18 protein-coding genes are annotated in these 20,246 nt (G+C 57.5%); 12 read left to right on the top strand and 6 right to left on the bottom strand.

The window, feature by feature from the left end; genetic code table 11:
* The first annotated feature begins 9 nt into the window (after positions 1-9).
* From RRU01S_RS12240 to RRU01S_RS12220, 5 genes are all read left to right on the top strand, one after another.
* On the top strand, positions 10-579 hold the full coding sequence (locus RRU01S_RS12240) for a peptidylprolyl isomerase (RefSeq protein WP_045230545.1): 570 nt from the start codon (positions 10-12) through the stop codon (positions 577-579).
* Positions 580-614: 35 nt separating this feature from the next.
* On the top strand, positions 615-1,124 hold the full coding sequence (locus tag RRU01S_RS12235; RefSeq protein WP_045230544.1) for a peptidylprolyl isomerase: 510 nt from the start codon (positions 615-617) through the stop codon (positions 1,122-1,124).
* A gap of 243 nt (positions 1,125-1,367) precedes the next feature.
* Entirely contained in the window at positions 1,368-2,450 is a 1,083-nt protein-coding gene (queA, locus tag RRU01S_RS12230) for a tRNA preQ1(34) S-adenosylmethionine ribosyltransferase-isomerase QueA (protein ID WP_045230543.1), read from the top strand.
* Positions 2,450-3,580: a tRNA guanosine(34) transglycosylase Tgt gene (tgt, locus tag RRU01S_RS12225; protein ID WP_045230542.1), complete on the top strand. Its 1,131-nt coding sequence runs from the start codon at positions 2,450-2,452 to the stop codon at positions 3,578-3,580. The genes queA and tgt overlap by 1 nt, the downstream gene beginning before the upstream one ends.
* A 42-nt stretch (positions 3,581-3,622) precedes the next feature.
* Positions 3,623-4,768 carry an aminodeoxychorismate synthase component I gene (locus RRU01S_RS12220; RefSeq protein WP_045230541.1) on the top strand — a complete coding sequence of 382 codons (1,146 nt, stop codon included), beginning with the start codon at positions 3,623-3,625 and terminating at the stop codon, positions 4,766-4,768.
* A gap of 106 nt (positions 4,769-4,874) precedes the next feature.
* On the opposite strand, the gene RRU01S_RS12215 is transcribed toward RRU01S_RS12220, so the two are convergent.
* The 3 genes from RRU01S_RS12215 to RRU01S_RS12205 form a co-directional block, all read right to left on the bottom strand.
* Positions 4,875-6,002: an S-(hydroxymethyl)glutathione dehydrogenase/class III alcohol dehydrogenase gene (locus tag RRU01S_RS12215; RefSeq protein WP_045230540.1), complete on the bottom strand. Its 1,128-nt coding sequence runs from the start codon at positions 6,000-6,002 to the stop codon at positions 4,875-4,877.
* 83 nt (positions 6,003-6,085) lie between these two features.
* Positions 6,086-7,024 carry a DMT family transporter gene (locus RRU01S_RS12210; protein WP_045230539.1) on the bottom strand — a complete coding sequence of 313 codons (939 nt, stop codon included), beginning with the start codon at positions 7,022-7,024 and terminating at the stop codon, positions 6,086-6,088.
* 137 nt (positions 7,025-7,161) lie between these two features.
* A complete protein-coding gene (locus tag RRU01S_RS12205; RefSeq protein ID WP_045230538.1) occupies positions 7,162-8,400 on the bottom strand; it encodes a flagellar biosynthetic protein FliO in 1,239 nt (412 codons plus the stop codon).
* Between the two features lie 355 nt (positions 8,401-8,755).
* On the opposite strand from RRU01S_RS12205, the gene cckA reads away from it, so the two are divergent.
* Together cckA and RRU01S_RS12195 are read left to right on the top strand one after the other, a co-directional pair.
* Entirely contained in the window at positions 8,756-11,353 is a 2,598-nt protein-coding gene (cckA, locus tag RRU01S_RS12200; RefSeq protein ID WP_045230537.1) for a cell cycle histidine kinase CckA, read from the top strand.
* 156 nt (positions 11,354-11,509) lie between these two features.
* Positions 11,510-12,166, top strand: coding sequence for a helix-turn-helix transcriptional regulator (locus RRU01S_RS12195; RefSeq protein ID WP_045230536.1), 657 nt, complete (start codon positions 11,510-11,512; stop codon positions 12,164-12,166).
* Positions 12,167-12,236: 70 nt separating this feature from the next.
* On the opposite strand, the gene RRU01S_RS12190 is transcribed toward RRU01S_RS12195, so the two are convergent.
* Positions 12,237-13,001 carry an isocitrate lyase/PEP mutase family protein gene (locus RRU01S_RS12190; protein ID WP_045230535.1) on the bottom strand — a complete coding sequence of 255 codons (765 nt, stop codon included), beginning with the start codon at positions 12,999-13,001 and terminating at the stop codon, positions 12,237-12,239.
* On the bottom strand, positions 12,998-14,071 hold the full coding sequence (locus tag RRU01S_RS12185) for a bifunctional transcriptional activator/DNA repair enzyme AdaA (protein WP_045230534.1): 1,074 nt from the start codon (positions 14,069-14,071) through the stop codon (positions 12,998-13,000). The genes RRU01S_RS12190 and RRU01S_RS12185 overlap by 4 nt, the downstream gene beginning before the upstream one ends.
* A 647-nt stretch (positions 14,072-14,718) precedes the next feature.
* On the opposite strand from RRU01S_RS12185, the gene clpS reads away from it, so the two are divergent.
* The 5 genes from clpS (at position 14,719) to RRU01S_RS12160 (ending at position 19,770) form a co-directional block, all read left to right on the top strand.
* Entirely contained in the window at positions 14,719-15,072 is a 354-nt protein-coding gene (clpS, locus tag RRU01S_RS12180) for an ATP-dependent Clp protease adapter ClpS (protein ID WP_045230533.1), read from the top strand.
* A 10-nt stretch (positions 15,073-15,082) separates the two neighbouring features.
* The gene (gene clpA, locus RRU01S_RS12175; RefSeq protein WP_045230532.1) at positions 15,083-17,599 is read left to right on the top strand and encodes an ATP-dependent Clp protease ATP-binding subunit ClpA; all 2,517 of its coding nucleotides are present in this window, start codon (positions 15,083-15,085) and stop codon (positions 17,597-17,599) included.
* A gap of 71 nt (positions 17,600-17,670) precedes the next feature.
* Positions 17,671-18,426, top strand: coding sequence for an AzlC family ABC transporter permease (locus tag RRU01S_RS12170; RefSeq protein ID WP_045230531.1), 756 nt, complete (start codon positions 17,671-17,673; stop codon positions 18,424-18,426).
* Positions 18,423-18,770, top strand: coding sequence for an AzlD domain-containing protein (locus RRU01S_RS12165; RefSeq protein WP_045230530.1), 348 nt, complete (start codon positions 18,423-18,425; stop codon positions 18,768-18,770). The genes RRU01S_RS12170 and RRU01S_RS12165 overlap by 4 nt, the downstream gene beginning before the upstream one ends.
* Before the next feature lie 58 nt (positions 18,771-18,828).
* The gene (locus RRU01S_RS12160; RefSeq protein ID WP_045230637.1) at positions 18,829-19,770 is read left to right on the top strand and encodes a phosphatase PAP2 family protein; all 942 of its coding nucleotides are present in this window, start codon (positions 18,829-18,831) and stop codon (positions 19,768-19,770) included.
* A gap of 25 nt (positions 19,771-19,795) precedes the next feature.
* Here the strand turns inward: RRU01S_RS12160 and RRU01S_RS12155 are convergent, their stop codons facing one another.
* Entirely contained in the window at positions 19,796-20,221 is a 426-nt protein-coding gene (locus RRU01S_RS12155; protein ID WP_045230529.1) for an HIT family protein, read from the bottom strand.
* Between the last annotated feature and the right edge of the window lie 25 nt (positions 20,222-20,246).

Genomic DNA, 20,246 nt, shown 5'->3' with positions numbered 1-20,246 from the left:
GCCAATCCGATGAAACTGCTTCGATTTGCCTTTGCAGGCGCCCTGTTCGTCAGCGCCATCGCCGCCAGCACCTTTGCTTCGGCTGCGGAATTCCTCACCATCCAGCTGAAGGACGGCCCCGTGGTTATCCAGCTTATGCCGGAAGTCGCGCCCAAGCACGTTGCGCAGATCAAGGCGCTGGCCGAGAAGGGTGCTTATGACAATGTCGCTTTCCACCGCGTCATTCCCGGCTTCATGGCCCAGACGGGTGATGTGCAGTACGGCAATATGAGCAAATCCTTCAACGCCCAGCGCGCAGGCACAGGCGGTTCCGACCTGCCGGATCTGCCAGCCGAGTTCTCCAAGACACCGTTCGAGCGTGGCACGGTCGGCATGGCCCGTTCGCAGGACCCCAACTCCGCCAACTCGCAGTTTTTCATCATGTTCGATCAGGGCTCGTTCCTGAACGGCCAATATACCGTGGTCGGCAAGGTTGTGTCCGGCATGGAATTTGTGGACAAGATCAAGAAGGGCAAAGGCGGCAACGGCGAAGTTTCCGATCCTGACCGCATGGTCAAAGTCACCGTTGGCAAGAAATAAAACCGGGCGCATGCCCACGTAAAAGGAGAGATACCATGGCCGAGATCAAAGATCCCGAAAACACCCTCATCATGGAAACAACGACCGGCAAGGTCGTGATCCAGCTTCTGCCGGAAGTGGCTCCCGGCCACGTTGCCCGCATCAAGGAACTGGTGTCCGAGCAGGCTTACGACGGCGTCGTCTTCCACCGCGTCATCACCGATTTCATGGCGCAGACCGGCGACGTGAAGTTCGGCAAGAAGGGCTCCGAGAGCTTCAACCCTTCGCGCGCTGGCATGGGCGGTTCCGAAAAGCCTGACCTTCAGGCAGAATTTTCCGCTATCCCACACGTACGCGGCACCTGCTCCATGGCCCGTTCGCAGAGCCCGAACTCTGCCAATTCACAGTTCTTCATCTGCTTCACCGACAGCCCATGGCTGAACAAGCAGTACACCGTCTGGGGCCAGGTCATCGAAGGCATGGAAGCCATCGACAAGATCAAGCGCGGCGAGCCCGTGAAAGACCCCGATTCCATCGTCTCGATCCGCCTTGCTTCTGCGGCCTGAGCATAGGATATAGACACTTGGCCCGCCTCGCAGGCAACTGCGGGGCGGGTTTTGATATTCTGGTGCCGTTGCTTCCTCATTCCTGTGCTCGTCACAGGAATCCAGCCAGCCCAAGTCCTTGGGCTGAAAAGAGTCTTCCTGCCGCGCAGACGCGCGCCAACTGGATTCCTGTGACAAGCACAGGAATGAGGGAAGACGAGAGCGGAGCGCCGGACTATTCTTGAAAACTCTAAGAGCCCCATCATGCGTGTAGACCTGTTCGACTTCGACCTTCCCGACGACAACATCGCGCTTCGCCCGGCAAGCCCGCGTGACAGTGCGCGTCTGCTCGTGGTCGATCCGAACGCGAACAGCATGACGGATCACAACGTCTTCGATCTCCCCAGCTTCCTGAAACCGGGCGATGCGCTCGTCTTCAACGACACACGCGTCATTCCGGCCCAGCTTGAGGGCGTGCGCCTTCGCGAGGGTGCGCCGGAGACTGCCGTGTCCGCCACGCTTCACATGCGCGCAGATGCCAGCCGTTGGAAGGCGTTCGCGCGTCCCGGCAAGCGCATCAAGCAGGGCGACCGCATTCGCTTCGGCTACGAGCGTGACAATGCCTGCGGCTTGGCTTTCCTTGAGGCGACGGTGGAGGAGAAGGGCGAGGAGGGTGAGATCACCCTGTTGTTCGACGTCTCCGGCCCGGTGCTGGACGAGGCCATCGCCTCCGTCGGCCACATTCCCTTGCCACCTTACATCGCCGCCAAGCGCCCAGAAGACGCGCAGGACCAAACGGATTACCAGACGATCTACGCCCGCGAAAAAGGCGCCGTCGCCGCACCCACTGCCGGTCTGCACTTCACGCCCGCACTGTTCGAAGCCCTGGATGCCGCCGGTATCGAGCGGCATTTCGTGACGCTGCATGTGGGCGCTGGCACGTTTCTGCCCGTGAAGGCCGACGACACCGAGGAGCACAAGATGCACTTCGAAATCGGCACTGTATCTGAGGAAACGGCGGCCAAACTGAATGCCGTCAAGGCGAGGGGCGGGCGCATCGTTTGCGTCGGAACCACCTCGCTGCGGTTGATCGAGAGTGCGGCGCGCGATGATGGCCAGATAGCGCCGTGGTCCGGTGCCACCGGCATCTTCATCACGCCGGGTTACCGCTTCAAGGCCGTCGATATCCTGATGACCAATTTTCACCTACCGAAATCCACGCTGTTCATGCTGGTTTCGGCTTTCTGCGGGCTTGAAACCATGCGCGAGGCCTACAGGCACGCCATCGAAACCGGCTACCGTTTCTATTCCTATGGCGATTCCAGCCTCCTTTTTCGGAAGACCTGATGCAAGAGAACTTCACCTTCACCCTCAAAGCAACCAGCGGCGGCGCGCGTCTTGGCGAAGTGGCCATGCCACGCGGCACCATCCGCACGCCTGCCTTCATGCCGGTCGGCACTGTCGGCACCGTCAAGGCCATGTATCTGGATCAGGTGCGTGACCTCGGCGCCGATGTCATTCTGGGCAATACCTATCACCTGATGCTGCGCCCCGGCCCGGAGCGCGTTCAGCGTCTCGGCGGTCTGCATGAGCTGATCCGCTGGCCGCACCCGATTCTGACCGACAGCGGCGGGTTTCAGGTGATGTCGCTGTCTGGCTTGCGCAAGCTGGATGAAAAGGGCGTGACCTTCAAAAGCCATGTGGATGGCTCGCTGCACCACATGTCGCCGGAACGCTCCATCGAAATTCAGGGCATGCTCGATTCGGACATCCAGATGCAGCTGGACGAATGCATTGCGCTGCCTGCCGAGCGCAAGGAAATCGAGCGCGCCATGGAAATGTCGCTGCGCTGGGCGGAGCGTTGCCGCGTTGCCTTCGGTGAGCAGCCGGGCAAGGCCATGTTCGGCATCGTGCAGGGCGGCGACCAGCCGGATTTGCGCATTCGCTCCGCCGAGGGTCTGAAGCAGCTCGATCTCAAGGGTTACGCCGTGGGTGGTCTCGCCGTGGGTGAGCCGCAAGAGGTGATGCTGAGCATGCTCGACATCACATTGCCTGCCCTTCCGACAGAAAAGCCGCGCTACCTTATGGGCGTCGGCACGCCCGACGATATCCTGAAGTCGGTCGCACGTGGCATTGATATGTTCGACTGCGTCATGCCCACCCGTTCGGGCCGCCACGGTCTGGCCTTCACCCGCCGTGGCCGCGTCAACATTCGCAACGCCCGCCACGCCGAAGACATGCGCCCGCTGGACGAGCAGTCCAACTGCCCGGCATCGCGTGATTATTCGCGTGCCTACCTGCATCATCTGGCTCGCTCCAACGAGGCGCTGGGCGGCATGCTGCTGTCCTGGCACAATCTCGCCTATTATCAGGAACTGATGCAGGGCATCCGCAAATCCATCGAAGAAGGCCGCTTTGCCGATTTCTATGCGGAAACCATTGAAATGTGGGCGAAAGGCGATATCGATCCAATCTGATATCGTTTCCTTTTGAAACGAGCGCCAGCCGGATCGACCGCATTGCCAACCGCGCCCTATGTTCTCTTCCGCGATGATACGACCGGTTCGGTGACACTGTTCACTGAACCGGAAGACATTATCTTTGCGCATGAGCCTGATGAGTTCCCGGTCGCACTGGAGCGCATGCAGCAGGCGCGCGATGACGGCAAATATCTCGCTGGCTACATGTCCTATGAGGCAGGCTATCTCTTCGAGAAAAAGCTGGCGCCGCTCGCAGACGTCAAACGCGATGTCCCGCTTCTCTGCTTCGGCGTCTTCACGTCACCGTCAGGTGATATCGCCGAACCTCCCGCAGCCTTGATGCCTGTCGATGATTTTCTGAGCGATATCAAACCCGCCTGGACGCTGGCGCAGTACCGCGAACAGTTCGGCAAGCTGCACCAGCATTTGCGGCAGGGCGATTGTTATCAGGCCAACCTGACGATGCCGATCCATGCGCGCTGGCACGGCGATGCGCTCACTGCATTCTGGTCGCTGATCGAGCGTCAGCCGGTCAAATACGGCGCGCTGATCGATCTCTGCGGCCCCGTCATCCTCTCCCGCTCGCCAGAACTGTTTTTCTCGGTCAAGGATGGCTGGATCGAAACGCATCCGATGAAAGGCACGATCCGGCGCGGAACGTCGCCGGCTGAAGACGCAGCCTTGATCGCGAGCATGTTGCAGGATGAAAAGACGCTCGCCGAGAACCGCATGATCGTGGACCTGCTGCGCAACGACATATCGCGCATCACGCAGGTCGGTACGCTCGACGTGCCCCGCCTGTTCGAGATCGAGACCTACCCGACCGTTCACCAGATGGTCAGCCATATCAGCGCCAGGCTCCTACCCGATCTCTCCATCGCCGATATCTTCGCAGCCCTGTTTCCCTGCGGCTCGATAACGGGTGCACCGAAAATGCGGGCCATGGAAATACTCAGCGATCTGGAAACCGCCCCGCGCAATGCCTATTGCGGCGCCATCGGCATCATATCACCCGCCGGAGACATGCGCTTCTCCGTCGCCATCCGCACCATCACCCTGTTCGAAACCGGCGCCGCCACCTTCAACGTCGGCGGCGGCATCGTGTTCGATTCGACTGCGGATACGGAATATGAAGAGTGCTTGTTGAAAGCGAAGTTTGCCACAGGTGAGAGGCGGCTGGAGTAGCTCTAAATCGCCTTGAATGCTGGCCTGGGACCGCCCTCATCGGCTGGTCTCAATGCCAAGGTCCTTCGGCGCTTCCGCCGAAGGACAGTGTTGATTGATCAATCAATCAATAAACCACGACGCCACGAATGCTTTCACCCGAATGCATCATCTCAAAGCCATGGTTGATGTCTTCCAGCGGCATGGTGTGGGTGATCATCGGGTCGATCTGGATTTTGCCTTCCATGTACCAGTCCACGATCTTCGGCACGTCCGTGCGGCCGCGTGCGCCGCCGAAGGCGGTGCCCATCCAGGTGCGACCGGTGACGAGCTGGAAGGGGCGGGTGGAGATTTCCTGGCCGGCACCTGCTACTCCGATGACGACGGACTTGCCCCAGCCGCGATGCGAGGATTCCAGCGCCTGGCGCATGACCTTGGTATTGCCGGTGCAATCGAATGTATAGTCAGCGCCGCCGATCTGGTCTGCGCCGCGCTTCGTCAGGTTGACGAGGTAAGGCACGATATCGTCGCCCGCATCCTTCGGATTAACGAAGTGCGTCATACCGAACTTTTCGCCCCAGGCCTTCTTGTCGTTGTTCAGGTCCACACCGATGATCATATCGGCTCCGGCAATTTTCAGGCCCTGAATGACGTTGAGGCCGATACCACCCAGACCGAAGACGATGGCGGTCGAGCCGATTTCAACCTTGGCGGTATTGATGACAGCACCGATACCCGTCGTGACGCCACAGCCGATGTAGCAGACCTTGTCGAACGGCGCGTCAGGGTTGATCTTGGCAACTGCGATTTCCGGCAGAACCGTATAATTCGCAAACGTCGAGCAGCCCATATAGTGGTGGATTTTGTCCTTGCCAATGGAAAAGCGGCTGGTTCCGTCAGGCATAACGCCCTCACCCTGGGTGGAGCGGATGGCGGTGCAGAGGTTCGTCTTGCGCGACAGGCAGGATGGGCATTCGCGGCATTCCGGCGTGTAGAGCGGAATGACGTGGTCGCCCTTCTTGACGGATGTTACGCCCGGTCCGACATCGACGACGATGCCAGCGCCTTCATGGCCGAGGATGGCCGGAAACAGGCCTTCGGGGTCAGCACCAGACAACGTGAAATCGTCCGTGTGGCATAGCCCCGTTGCCTTGATCTCGATCAGCACTTCGCCAGCGCGGGGACCTTCCAACTGAACGGTCATGATTTCCAGTGGCTTGCCTGCCTGAACAGCGACTGCGGCGCGAACATCCATTTTCGTCTCCTTAAGTGCGTCTCAATTTGCAAAGACTTTTGCCCGACCTTGACGAAGGGAACAAGGGCAGCGGGCGATATTCGTCAAACTTCTGCAACGCCGATTGCTACCCGTTGCGCGCTTCTGCGCTCGCGCCAGATGATGAACAGGCCGGACGCGACGATGATGAATATGCCCAGCCATTTCGATGCGGTCGGGAAGTCGGAAAACAAGATATAGCCGAGGATGGTCGCCGATATGATCTCGAAATACTGAAAGGGAGCCAGCAGGGAAACAGGCGCAAGCCTGAACGCCTTGACGACAAGCAGATGCATGTAGCCGGATATGGAGCCTAGGAGAACGAGAAGCACCAGGCCGTGCCCCCAGCCGGGCAGGGACATGTCGAAATTCACATCACCCAGCCCGTGGCCGATCAACAGCGTCACGCCCATGAACACCGTACCCGCGATACCCGCCATGGTCTGCATGACGAGCGGGCTGTCGGCATCTCCCATGGCGCGGTTAAGGAAGAGATAGAGCGTAAAGAGAAAGGCGCAGGCGACGGGCAGGAGCGAGGTCCAACCAAAGACCTCGAAGCTCGGCTGTATCACGATCATGGCGCCGATGAAGCCAACGGCTATAGCGCTCCAACGCATCCAGCCGACTTTCTCGCCCAGAAACAGCGCAGACATCATGGTCAGGAGAAACGGCTCGACAAAATAGATCGCGAAGACATCCGCCAGCGGCATGTATTTGACGGCCGCAAAGAAGGCCAGGCTGGCTGCGGCATGCAAGACGCCGCGCAGCAGATTGAGCCATGGGCGCTTGGCGGACAGCAGCGCTCTCGGCGACATGATCAGCAACAGGGGCAGGGTGCAGACGAGCTGGAAAAAGAAGCGATAGAACGTCACCTGTGCTGGCGACATGCCTTCGCTGGTCGCCATATATTTCGCAATCGCGTCCATGACCGGCAGCACGATCATGCAGGCCGCCATGATCAGCATGCCCTTCAAGGCGTCAGAGCTTGGAAGAGGGGAAGTCATGCGATCACCATCCGTGCTGAAAATCGAGATTGATCAGAGTCTATCGGACGGCGCAATCATGGGAAGCGTGATACCAAAAGAAAACCCGCCGACATATCAGCGGGTCTGTTTGTTTCACGAGTCAGAAAACGTCCGAATTACTTGTCGCGGGTGACGGACATTTCTCCAAAAATCCGCGCCATTTCCTTCTGGACATTGTCATCTGCGGCGTTGCCAGTCGAGGGCGGAGAAACACGTTCTGCAGGCGCTTTTTCGCTTGCGGGCTCCAGGCTGACGTCGGGTGTGTTGGCGGCATTGTTCTTGGCGATCTCCGCTTCCAGGAAACTCTCGAAATCACTGGTCAACTGGTCACCGAAAACAGCGCCGTTTTCATCAGGTGCGAGCGGCACGGGTTTTGCCGGGCTTGCGGCGGCGGTGATTGGTGTCTCATTGCGGTAAGTCGGCAAGACCCGCTCACGCGCAGCATCGAGAAAATCGACCGCATTGTTCTGATCAACGAAGGGCGCTTGGAATGCAGGCTCCGGCTCGATCGCCGGTGCAGGTGTGACAGGTGGCGGCGCAACAGGGCGTTCTTGAACGGTAGGTGCTGGAGGATTGGGCTTTTCGACGGGTTCAACGGCAAGAGAGGCCGCAGTGACCGCAGGCACCACGGCGGGTGCGAGAGGCGCGACAACAGGCTCCTTGGCGATTGCCTTGGGCGCAGATGCGATCTCAGGGGCTGGCGACGGCACTGGAGGAGGCGTGGGGCGTGGCGCAGGCTGTGTCGGTGCGGCAGCGGCGACAGGCGGTGCAACGGGCGCTGGCTGTCTCGGCGCTGGGGCGGGTGCTGGTACTGGTGCCGGCCTTGCAGACACGGGTGGAGCAGGCTGGGCGACGGGTGGCGTTGGCTGGGGCACAGGTGTTGCGACAGGTGCAGGCCGTGATACCGGCTGGGGTGCGGTTGCCGCGGGCGGAATCGGCGTCGAGGGGCGGGCCTCCTCACGGGTCGCAGCAAGAGCACGGGGGCGCTCAGAGGCGATGGCTTTTTCACGTGCTGGCGCTTCCAGCGCTTCGTTCTGTGGCTCGCGAACGTCTTTCATGAAAGGGATGGCGCCGATGCCGCTTTCGATGACGATATCGGTGGGACCGCCGATCATCACCAGATGCTCGACATTGTCGCGACGGACCAGAACCAGCCGACGACGGGTATCCACGGCTGTCGCATCCAGAACCTGCAAACGCGGCTGGCGGTTTTTGCCGCCGCGTATGAAGGGAGAGGAGCCGCCACGTCTGCGGATGATCCACAAGACTACGGCCAGCGCCAAAAGTGCAACGCCGACACCCACGACCGCAACGATCAGGTTGTTGCCATATGTGCCGATCAATTCGTCCATCATCGAGCCAGTCCCTCAGTCTTTTGCCGGGCAAATGATTGCCGCATCTCGTTTTTTCAAGAAGTTTGACGCGAAAAGACGATTTTTTTGCGCCGAGTACAAGTTTTTATCCTGCGGACGACACGAAAATGCTGTGCGTCATCCTGCCAACAACGTTCTGACGTGGCAAAGGTGCCACGCCGAGCACGATATCGCGCTCAAACAGCCGTATTCTTTGTGTATTGGCAAAGGTTTATGGCGTAACGGAGCTTTTTGATATTTCTGCAAATTGCTACAAGGGAAAGACAAAAGCGATTCCGTTCGAGGTTTTGCCTTCGAATGCACAGGGATCGGCTAAACTGCAAGGGTTAGAGCCTCAATGACCAAGGTGAGCCAAGCCAGCGACAATGACTTCCCGTTGGTGGACAGGCGGGCCAGGTCCGGCACCCTTTTGCGGATATTGCTCCTCGCCCTCGTTCTCGTCGCTGCCGCCGTCGGTTTCGTCTATTTCAAGAATTCGCTGGAAAACGAGGTCGTGCTCGGCATTCTCGGTATTCTGGCGATGCTGGGTATTTTCTTTCTGGTGTCGTCGGCCATCGGCTTCATCGAGGTCATGCCGCAATCCCAATCCGATGGAATGGCGCGGCGGTTTCTGTCGTCCAACCCGGATGGCACGCTGATCACCGATCCGAAAGGGCGGCTGGTCTATGCCAACGCCACCTATTGCGAGATGACCGGCGCAACCAAGGCAACCGAAATTCAAAGCCTCGAAACGCTGCTGTCTCGGGACCGTGAGTCCACAGAGGCTCTCTATCGTCTCATCAACGGTCTGCGCGATGGTAAAGACGGTTACGAAGAGTTTCGTCTGCTGAAGCCGTTGAGTTCCGCGCCATCGCAGTCCGGTCCGCACTGGTACCGCCTGAAGGCGCGTTTGCTGAAAGATGCCAGCGGTAACGACCTCCACGTCTTCCAGATTGCCGATATCACCACCGAGCGAGAAGATCAGGAACGGTTTTTCCGCGAACTGCAAAACGCCATCGACTACCTCGACCACGCGCCTGCGGGTTTCTTTTCTGCGGGTAAGAAAGGCGAGATCGTTTATCTCAACGCCACGCTGTCGCAGTGGCTGGGGATCGATTTGGCGCAGTTTTCACCCGGTTCGCTGACGGTCTCGGATATCGTTGCGGGCGAGGGCATGGCGCTCATCGAATCCGTCCAGCCGCAGGCCGGTGCCAAGCGTACGGAAATGCTCGATCTGGATATGCGTCGCGTCAACGGTCAAAGCATGCCGGCCCGTTTGGTGCATGAGGTTACCGCCGCGCGTGACGGTGCGCCAGGCGAAAGCCGCACCATCGTGCTGATGCGCGCCAAGGGCAAGGAAAATGCCGAGTCCGCGTCGGCCATGCGGTTTACGCGCTTCTTCAACAACACACCGATGGCGATTGCGTCTCTGGATGGTGACGGGCGGATCTTGCGCACCAACGCGCCGTTCCTGAAATTGTTTTCGGGCGTCGTCGGGCGCGATGATATCGATAATGGTGTGGTTCTCGATGCCGTTCTGCTCGATAATGACAAGCCGAAGCTGCTGGAGGCCATCAATGCGGCGAAAGATCGCCAAGGCGATATCCCGCCATTTGATTCGCGCCACCCGACCGATGAGGCGCGACATTTCCGCTTCTATGTTCACGCTGTGATCGATCAGGATGACGAGGCGCCGGAAGAGGTCGCCATCGTCTACGCCATCGAGGTGACAGAGCAGAAAGCGCTCGAAACGCAGATGGCGCAAACGCAGAAGATGAATGCTGTGGGCACGCTGGCTGGCGGTATTGCGCATGACTTCAACAATGTGCTGACCGCCATTCTGCTGTCGTCCGACCATTTGCTGCTTCAGGCACGTCCTGCCGATGCCAGCTTTGCCGACCTGATGGAAATCAAGCGCAACGCCAACCGCGCCGCTGTTCTCGTGCGGCAGTTGCTGGCCTTTTCGCGCAAGCAGACCATGCGCCCGGCCGTGTTGAACCTCACCGATGTCATCGGCGATCTGCGGATGCTGGTCGATCGCTTGATTTCAGGCACCAACGTCAAGCTCGACGTGGACTATGGTCGTGACCTGTGGCCTGTGAAGACCGATCTATCGCAGTTTGAACAGGTGTTGATCAACCTGTGCGTCAACGCGCGCGATGCCATGCCGCAAGGCGGCAAGATCAAGATCATCACCCGCAACATGACGGCCGACGACGTCTTCGCGCTTGGGCGTGCCGACCTTCCCACGGAAGATCTGGTCATGATCGAGGTCGCAGACACCGGCACCGGCATTCCGCCTGAGATCATGGACAAGATTTTCGAACCCTTCTTTACCACCAAGGAAGTCGGCAAGGGTACCGGCCTCGGCCTGTCGATGGTCTACGGCATCGTCAAGCAGTCCGGCGGCTATATCTATCCGGATTCGGAAGTGGGCAAGGGAACCGCTTTTCGCATCTTCCTGCCGCGCCACATCGTGGAAGTGGTTGCACCGCTCGAAGGAGAGGCGCTGAAAGAGGCTGTCGCAGCTGCCGCCGCCAAGGACGCAGCAGCCAAAGACGAGCCGCTCGATCTGACCGGCAAATCCGCAGTCGTTCTTCTGGTGGAAGACGAAGAGGCCGTGCGCCGTGGCGGCAAGCGCATGCTGGAAACGCGCGGCTATACGGTTCACGAGGCAGGCTCCGGCACGGAGGCACTGGAGGTGCTGGAGGAGTTGGACGGCAAGGTCGATATCGTCGTTTCAGATGTGGTCATGCCTGAGATGGATGGCCCGTCCCTGCTACGGGAGCTTCGCAAGACCTATCCCGATATGAAGTTCATCTTCGTGTCCGGTTATGCCGAGGATGCGTTTGCCAAGAATCTGCCAGCCGACGCCAAGTTCGGCTTCCTGCCAAAGCCGTTTTCACTAAAGCAACTGGCTGTCGCCGTGCGTGAAATGCTCGACAGTGAAAATTGACAGGCCTCGCGCGCACCAATAGGCTGCATCAAAGCAAGACCACCTCATAGTGCTGACCGCTGAGCCGGACCGTGATAGAACGGACGGCCATTCTCTTGATCCAGAGGCGCCAAAATTTCTCAGGACCTGCTCATCAGGCTGCAAAAAACCACCACAGTGGAAGAGGTGGGCTGTGTTCTGGCCGAGATACAGCAGCTGTTCGATTTTCGATGCTATTACGTCCTCGACACATCGCGTCTGGAGGAAAAAGAGCCGATCTCTTTTCTCTTTCCCTCCAATATCGCGGCCTCCCTGTTTTATGAACTGGACGAATGCCTCGCTTATTATGCGTCGATCTTCATTCAGTCTCCGGGCAGTCTCGGGCCTGAGTTGTGGGACATGGCGGAAATCGAGTCCCATGATTGCATAACACCAGATGCCGCCGCCGTGTTTCGCGGAGCTCGCATGGTGCGCGGAGCAACGTTTCCCGCTCTGGGAATTTCAGGAGCGCCCCGGCTCATCGGATTTGCAGGTGACAGGCCCCATCTCGACGTCGATGATATCGAACGATTGAACGTTCTGATGTTCCACGCCCATGCCCGCCTGACCATCCTTGTCGGGAACGGAGTACAAAAAAGACAGCCTTTGTCCATGCTTGAAAAACAGGTGATGTCATTGGCTATGGAAGGCCACAGTTTCGAGAGCATTGGCACGACAATGGCGCTGACCAGCCGAACGATCAACTATCTGGTCGAGGCTATCTGTCGCAAGATGGAGGTGGAAACCATCGAGCACGCCGTAGCTGTGACGCTGAGGCGACGAATGATTCCATGAAGCGGACATTTTACGGCCCTGACATTAAAGGGGTACGGGCATATGTTACAGCCTGGCACGGTCGTTCAAATTACAGGAGTGCGCTTGCTTCTTTTTCAATGGTTGACATGAGAGTGACATATGGTGCCGATCCTAAGCTGATGCGAGCGACACCCAACGCTGATAGTTCACTCGCTTTAAGGTCGCTTACTGCCGTCATGATGTTTACGGGCAATGTTGCTGCTTCACAGACCTGATGGATTAACACTGTATCTATCAGTCCAGGGACGAAAAAGCCGTCAGCACCAGCCAATGTATATGCTTTCTCGCGGACAAGAGCTTCCTCGATTAAATGAGCGTGCGCGGTTGCCTGATCAACCTTTAAAAAAACGTCCGTCCGGGCATTGATGAACGCTGGAACGCCTGAAGAGTCGGCAGCTCGGCGAGCAGCACGTATCCGAGAGACCTGATCATCAATACTATAAAGACCGGTTCCACCCACGATCTGGTCCTCAAAATTGAATCCGACAATGCCGAGTTCTAGTAATTTGCGGACGTTTTGTTCGACGGTCTCAGGATCGGAGGCGTATCCACTCTCAAAATCGACGGTGACAGGCACGTTCACCGATTTTGCTATCCTCGTGACGACTGCCAGCATATCCTCGAAAGGAAGCTGTTCGCCATCTGCATAACCTTGAGCAGCAGCCATGGACCAGCTACTGGTCGCAACAGCCATTGCACCAGCGCGTTCAACGGCCTTTGCGCTCCCAGCATCCCAGATATTGTACAGAAATAGCGGGGCTTGAGGCGTATGTAGGCTTCGGAAATACTGGGCATTTTCGATTTGGGATGTCACTCAACGTGTTCCTTGTTTAATATTTTGAGTTGTCGTTCGATTTCGATCAGCCGCTGTTTACGCCAAAGGCCGCCGCCATATCCGGTCAGAGATCCATCTGCTCCAATGACTCTATGGCAAGGAATCATCAGCGCGATTTGGTTGGCACCGTTGGCACGTGCCACCGCCCGAATTGCCGTTGGGCGACCGATTTGGCGGGCAATTTCAGAATAGCTTCGGGTTTCGCCAGCCGGTATCTCGCGCAACGCATCCCATACTCGTTGAGTAAAAGGGCTGGCAGGCACCGCTAGTGGTGTTGAAAACCTGTCGCAACGGGCAGCAAAATACTCAATGAGTTCCGCCGCAGCTTGCTCTGAGGGAGGCATGCAGCCGATACCGATTCCCTCCTTGGAGGTTTGCTGCAATCTCGTAAGCTCCGCAGGGAGGCCTTTTCGATCCACGAATTCCAAAAGATGAAGATGGCTTCGACTACTGACGGCGATCATGTCGCCGAGCGGCGTCGGTATCCATGTTGCCTGCAGCAGCTTATCCGATCGCAACTCAGATGGAGATTGGCCGAGCAGACGAGCAAAAGCGGCGCGAAATGCGCTGGCAGATTCAAAGCTGGCCTCATGCTGAGCCGTGATGACTTTTCCGCCGACAGCCAGAGTCTTGAACCCCTCGCGGAGGCGCCGTTGACGCGCCATTTCCAGGAATGTCATTCCAAATTGACGTCTAAAGCTTCGCCGAATGGTTGAAGGGTCATAACCAAGCCTGATCACGTGGTCTTCAGACCAACGGAGGTTCGGCCGCGTGTCCAGAGCATGTAAGAGGGCGGCAATCGCGGGATCGGCTAGTGCAGCCGCCTGAAGAGGATGGCAACGCTTGCAGGGGCGAAAGCCAGCCTCAATGCATTCGCCGATCGTTGGATAAAATGTACAATTCTCCCGCTTCGGCTTACGAGCAGGACACGTCAGACGGCAAAAAACGCCGGTGGATGAGACACACACGAAGGCTTGCCCATCGAAACATTCATTTCGTGCAAGTAGAGCTGCATAGAGGGTGTCGGGGTCTGGGAGATCAAATAGCATCTGAAATTTCTACACTTGCTAGAGGCAACATGCCGCCGTTTTTCAGGCGTGTATTTTGTTTGTTCGATTGGCTGAGGTTTCGCGCTCTACCGTTCCAAATAGTTCAGTCCATCAGCTCGCACATCCCCCACCGGACTGACAAAACGATACCTTGTCTGGCGAGTGATTTAGAGATTGGATACTTTCGTCTCCGGTTTTATCATCGTGGCTCGAGTAAAGCGCAATTTCGCGGGTGTCGTCTTGAACGGTTGCTCCACCGTTCAGGCTACCAATATGGGCGGCCGAGGCATGTTTTGGTTTTTTGACGATCAGCCTTTGCAGCGTGTCACCGTTTACGTGAGAGTATGTGAATCTCACTGGTGACTCTTTCTACGAAAAACCAGTTCTCCACGATAGTTGCTCCCTGCCACTGACATTGGGTATTTGATTCGCTTGCCGTATTTGTGCGCCGCTTTAATGTTCAGTGGCCATCTAAAGGTCAGTTTGCGAAAATCCGACCTGACTTCGCCTGTCATGAACGTATTAGTGATTGCACTGCGCCACAGGGGGCTTAAAATCGGCGCGAGAAGACCTAGATATGGTTAAGCGAAATACAGGCTCGCGTGACCGAAACGTGACTGCGAGTCCGATCTGGAGAATGATGAGAGATGATCGCCAAGTCGATCGACATGCAGGGCGAGAATGAAGGGGAAGACGGCGGCGCAAACCGCGGCACCTCCGTAATTACGCGCACCAAACCGAAGACGAAAAAACCCAATCTTTACCGTGTTCTTTTGTTGAACGACGACTATACTCCCATGGAGTTCGTTATTCACATTCTTGAGCGCTTTTTCCAGATGGACCGGGAAAGTGCGACCCGCATCACGTTGCGAGTACACCAGCATGGTGTCGGCGAATGCGGGGTATTTACATATGAGGTCGCAGAGACGAAGGTAAGCCAGGTCATGGATTTCGCCCGACAGCACCAGCATCCGCTGCAGTGCGTCATGGAAAAGAAATGAGGATCGCAACGTGCCAACTTTTTCCCCAAGTCTAGAGAAGGCGCTGCATCAGGCACTGACCTTTGCAAATGAGCGTCATCATGAATATGCCACGCTGGAGCATCTGCTGCTGGCGCTGGTGGACGACGCAGATGCGGCTGCCGTCATGGGCGCCTGCAATGTGGATCTCGACGCCCTTCGCAAGACGGTCGTCGATTATGTGGACAACGAGCTTTCCAACCTGGTGACGGGTTATGATGAGGACTCCAAGCCCACATCAGGTTTCCAGCGCGTCATCCAGCGTGCCGTCATCCATGTCCAGTCGTCCGGTCGCGAAGAGGTAACCGGTGCCAATGTTCTTGTTGCCATCTTCGCTGAACGCGAAAGCCACGCGGCCTATTTCCTGCAGGAGCAGGAAATGACGCGCTACGACGCCGTGAACTATATTTCCCACGGAATCGGCAAGCGTCCCGGATCGTCCCAGACCCGTGCGCCGCGCGGTGCAGAAGACAATGAGAACGAGGCAAAGCCGACTCGTGGTGGTGGCGGCGTCGAAGATGATTCTGCCGGGCCGAAGAAGCAGCAGGACGCGCTGAAGGCCTATTGCGTCAACCTCAATGAAAAGGCCAAGGGCGGCAAAATCGATCCGCTGATCGGGCGCCACGCCGAGGTGAACCGCACCATCCAGATCCTGTGCCGTCGCTCCAAGAACAACCCGCTTTATGTCGGTGACCCAGGTGTGGGTAAAACCGCCATCGCCGAAGGTCTGGCCAAGCGCATCGTTGAGGGCAAAGTGCCTGAAGCGTTGAAGAACGATACGATCTTCTCGCTGGATATCGGCACATTGCTGGCGGGAACGCGCTATCGCGGCGATTTCGAGGAGCGTTTGAAGCAGGTTGTCAAGGAACTTGAAGAGACGCCAGGCGCAGTTCTCTTCATCGATGAAATCCACACGGTGATCGGCGCAGGTGCTACCTCCGGCGGCGCGATGGATGCGTCCAATCTGCTGAAGCCTGCTTTGTCATCCGGCGCAATCCGGTGCATCGGTTCGACCACCTATAAGGAATATCGTCAGTTCTTCGAAAAAGACCGGGCGCTCGTTCGTCGCTTCCAGAAGATCGACGTCAACGAGCCCTCGATCGAAGATGCCATCGAGATCATGAAGGGGCTGAAGCCCTATTATGAGAGCTATCACCACCTGCGCTATTCCAATGAGGCGATCAAGGCGGCGGTAGAGCTGTCGGCACGTTACATTTCGGACCGCAAGCTGCCGGATAAGGCCATCGATGTCATCGATGAGACGGGTGCTGCGCAGATGCTGCTGCCAGTCTCCAAACGTCGCAAGTTGATCACCGAAAAGGAAATCGAGGTCACGATCGCGACGATGGCGCGCATTCCGGCCAAGACGGTGTCGAAAGACGACGAGATGGTTCTTGCCAATCTCGAAAAAGAACTGCGTTACGTGGTCTATGGTCAGGATACGGCAATCGAGGCCCTGTCAACGGCTATCAAGCTCGCCCGCGCTGGCCTGCGCGAGCCCAACAAGCCGATTGGCTCCTACGTCTTTTCTGGCCCAACGGGCGTGGGCAAGACGGAAGTGGCCAAGCAGCTTGCGGCTTCGCTTGGCGTGGAAATGCTGCGTTTCGATATGTCGGAATATATGGAGCGGCACACGGTCTCGCGTCTGCTCGGTGCACCTCCCGGCTATGTGGGCTTCGAGCAGGGCGGCCTTCTGACAGACGGCGTCGATCAGCATCCGCATTGCGTGGTGTTGCTGGACGAAATCGAAAAGGCCCATCCGGAAATCTACAACATTCTGTTGCAGGTCATGGACCACGGTTCGCTGACAGATCACAACGGCAAGAAGATCGATTTCCGCAATGTCATCCTGATCATGACCACCAATGCCGGTGCGTCTGAAATGGCGAAGTCCGCCATCGGCTTCGGCTCGTCCAAGCGCACAGGCGAAGATGAGGAGGCTCTCAACCGCCTGTTCACGCCGGAATTCCGCAACCGTCTGGATGCGATCATTCCGTTCTCGCCATTGCCGACTGCGGTCATTCACAAGGTGGTCCAGAAGTTCGTCATGCAGTTGGAAACGCAGCTTTCTGAGCGAAACGTCACGTTCGATCTGAACGATGATGCGGTCAGCTGGCTGGCGGAAAAAGGCTACGACGAGAAGATGGGTGCCCGTCCGCTGGGTCGTGTCATTCAGGAATACATCAAGAAGCCGCTCGCCAACGAGATTCTCTTCGGAAAACTCAAGAAGGGCGGCGTGGTCAATGTTTCTATCGGCAAGAGAGATGATGGCACTGAAGGGCTGAAACTCGATGTGGTCTCGGAAAGCGCCTCTGTCAAACCCAAACCGGAAGCAGAACTGAAGGCTGCCAAAACCGTCAGCAAGGCAAAAGGCAAGGCGAAGACATCGAAGGCTGAAAAAGCCGAGCCTGATGTCGATGTCGCCGTCTTAGATACGGAAAAGGCAAACGAGGCTGCCAAGCCGCCTCGCAAGACCAACACTGTGCCTAAGGTACCGAAAAAGAAGTAATCTTCGTTTTATAATCTAGACAGTGCCGGGTTTATGCCCGGCACTTTGTTGTTTTGATACCGGAAACCGACATGCCCTCAGAAAGCGACGCGGAGCCCCTCTATCTCTGGTTTTTCAGAGGCATGAAGGGTATTTTTTCGCTGCCCGCCCTCATTCTCATGACCTCCTTTGTCGGGTTTAGCGCCTTTGCTCTGGAATCCGGTGTCACGCGTGGTGAAGCGGTGTTTATGACGCTGACCATTTGGGCCTTGCCTGCCAAGATGATCCTGATCGGGGCGATGACAAGCGGTGCTGGATTGGCGACATGCTTTCTGGTCGTGACTCTCTCCTCGATCCGCATGATGCCAATGGTAGCCTCCATCGTGCCGGAAATGCGAACCGCAAAGACGCCGACCTGGATTTTGCTCTTCCTGTCGCACTTCGTCGCCATCACCGCCTGGGTCTATGCGACCCAGAACCTCAGCAAGGTTCCGCGCGAGGCGCGCGTTGCATGGTTCATCGGCTTCGGCATGACGTTGACACTCATCAACGCCGTGATCGTCGGCATCTGCTACGGCCTGGTCGCGGCCTTTCCGCCCATCGTTGCGGGTGTCTTGTTCTTCCTGACGCCGGTCTATTTCATCTCGTCCATATGGGCCACTGCCCGGCATACTGTCGTCAAGGTCGCCTTCGTGATTGGCGTCATCGCCGGTCCGCTGTTTGCGGTGATCGAACCGGAATTCGATATTCTCTATGCTGGCATCGGCGGCGGCACGCTTGCCTATCTCATCGATCGCTTCTGGTTTCGCCGCAGGATCGATCCTGCATCGGTGGAGGGTGAACCATGATGACCGACGCGTGGTGGGCGCCGTATCTCTTCATTGCCATTGCGGGCTGGCTCGCGACAGACCTTTGGCGTTGGCTGGGCGTCATCGCTGGCAATCGTTTGAAAGAGGGTTCCGAAACGCTGAACTGGGTGAGGGCCGTCGCCACGGCTCTGGTGATGGCAGTCACGGCAAAGCTGATCGTCTTTCCAACGGGAACTTTGGAACATTCACCCATGTGGCTGCGCATCGGTGCGGCGACGCTTGGATTTGCCATCTTCCTGATGGCGCGGCAAAAGGTGTTGGTCGGCGTGTTGGTGCCGATCCTGTTGCTGGCGGTCGGTCTGCTGGTTCTCGATGTGCGGTAGTTCCGCATTTACGTGAATTTCAGGCCTGTTGGTTAGGATCGCGGCAAGGGAGATGCCCATGCGATTGTTGCCAGCCGAACGTTTCTTCGCTTTTGTTGTTGTCGCCCTGGCTCTGGCAGATGCGATATTGATCGTCGCAAAGGGCATGGCGATCGATTGGCTTGGCTATGCGCTTCCCGGGGCTGCGGCTTTGGCGTTGATTGGCGGTGGCCAATATTACCGCATGCACCGTGGGGAAGAGCGAATCGCGCTGGCTCTGACTGCGTCTGGCCTGTTCATCCTTTTCACGCTCGTGGCGTCCGTTTTCAACTATTTGCTGTTGCCGGTCCGCACCGCGCCCGCAGACAGTATGCTGGTGCAAGTCGATGCGATGGTCGGCTATAGTTGGCCAAAGGCTGTCGCGCTGGTGGCCGAATGGCCTGCGATTTCCAAGACGCTGTTTTACGTCTATTTTAGTTCGCTGCCCCAGCTTGTCTTCGTTGTTCTGCTCCTGGGCTTTTCCGGCAAAGCAAACGCCTTGTGGCACTTTCTGCTGACAGGTGTGCTGGGCGTGATGGGCTGCATTGTGGTCTGGTTCGTGTTTCCAACCTTCGGGCCATCGACGCTTTACACCCTGTCGCCAGACCTGCTGTCGAAGATCGAATTGGGCGTGACACCGCAATATGGTGAGGAACTTCTGCGTCTCGGTCGTGACGGGCCGACCTATATCTCGCCCGCAAATGTGCTCGGGCTGATCGGTTTCCCCTCGTTCCACACCGTCATGGCCTGTATGTCCGCGGTGTTTCTGGCGCGGTTCAGATGGGTCTTTCCGTTTGCAGTCGTTCTGAATACAGCCATGGTGCCCGCAATTCTGGCTCATGGCGGACATCACCTCAGCGATGTCTTTGGCGGCATCGCTATGTTTGTTGTGGCTTATCTGCTGGCGAGCAAGGTGCTGGAACACTTGTCTTCACCGAAGAGCGAGACGAGGGACGCCGCGACGTTAGGTCAGCGCCCATAATCAGCCATCGCAAAGGCACGAAAACTCAGGGAAGCGCAGCCTTGATCTTCTCTGCATGCGCCTTCAGCACATCACCATCGGCCATACCGCCGCTGTGCGGCTTCAGCGGCTCCGCTTCGTTGCGCGGTATCACGTGGAAGTGCAGGTGGAACACCGTCTGCCCGGCGGCCGGTTCGTTGAACTGGGCGACGTAGACACCGTCTGCGTCGAAGGCTTGCTTGGCGGCAATGGCAAGCTTCTGAACCACGGTTATGGTCTTTGCCAAGACCGCAGGATCGGCATCCAAAATATTGCGGGAACCTGCCTTTGGGATGACGAGGAGATGACCTGGTGCTTGCGGCATGACATCCATGAAGGCCAGCGTGTGGTCATCTTCGTAGACTTTCGCACAAGGGATTTCGCCACGCAGAATTTTGGCGAATATGTTGTTGGTGTCATAGGCCGATGTCATGAAATCTCTCCTCGTCTTCTCGCGC

The sequence above is a fragment of the Agrobacterium rubi TR3 = NBRC 13261 genome, assembly GCF_000739935.1.
Lineage (GTDB): Bacteria > Pseudomonadota > Alphaproteobacteria > Rhizobiales > Rhizobiaceae > Agrobacterium > Agrobacterium rubi.
The sequence above is the reverse complement of the archived record's forward strand: the minus strand, read 5'-3'. Positions and strand labels throughout refer to the sequence as shown.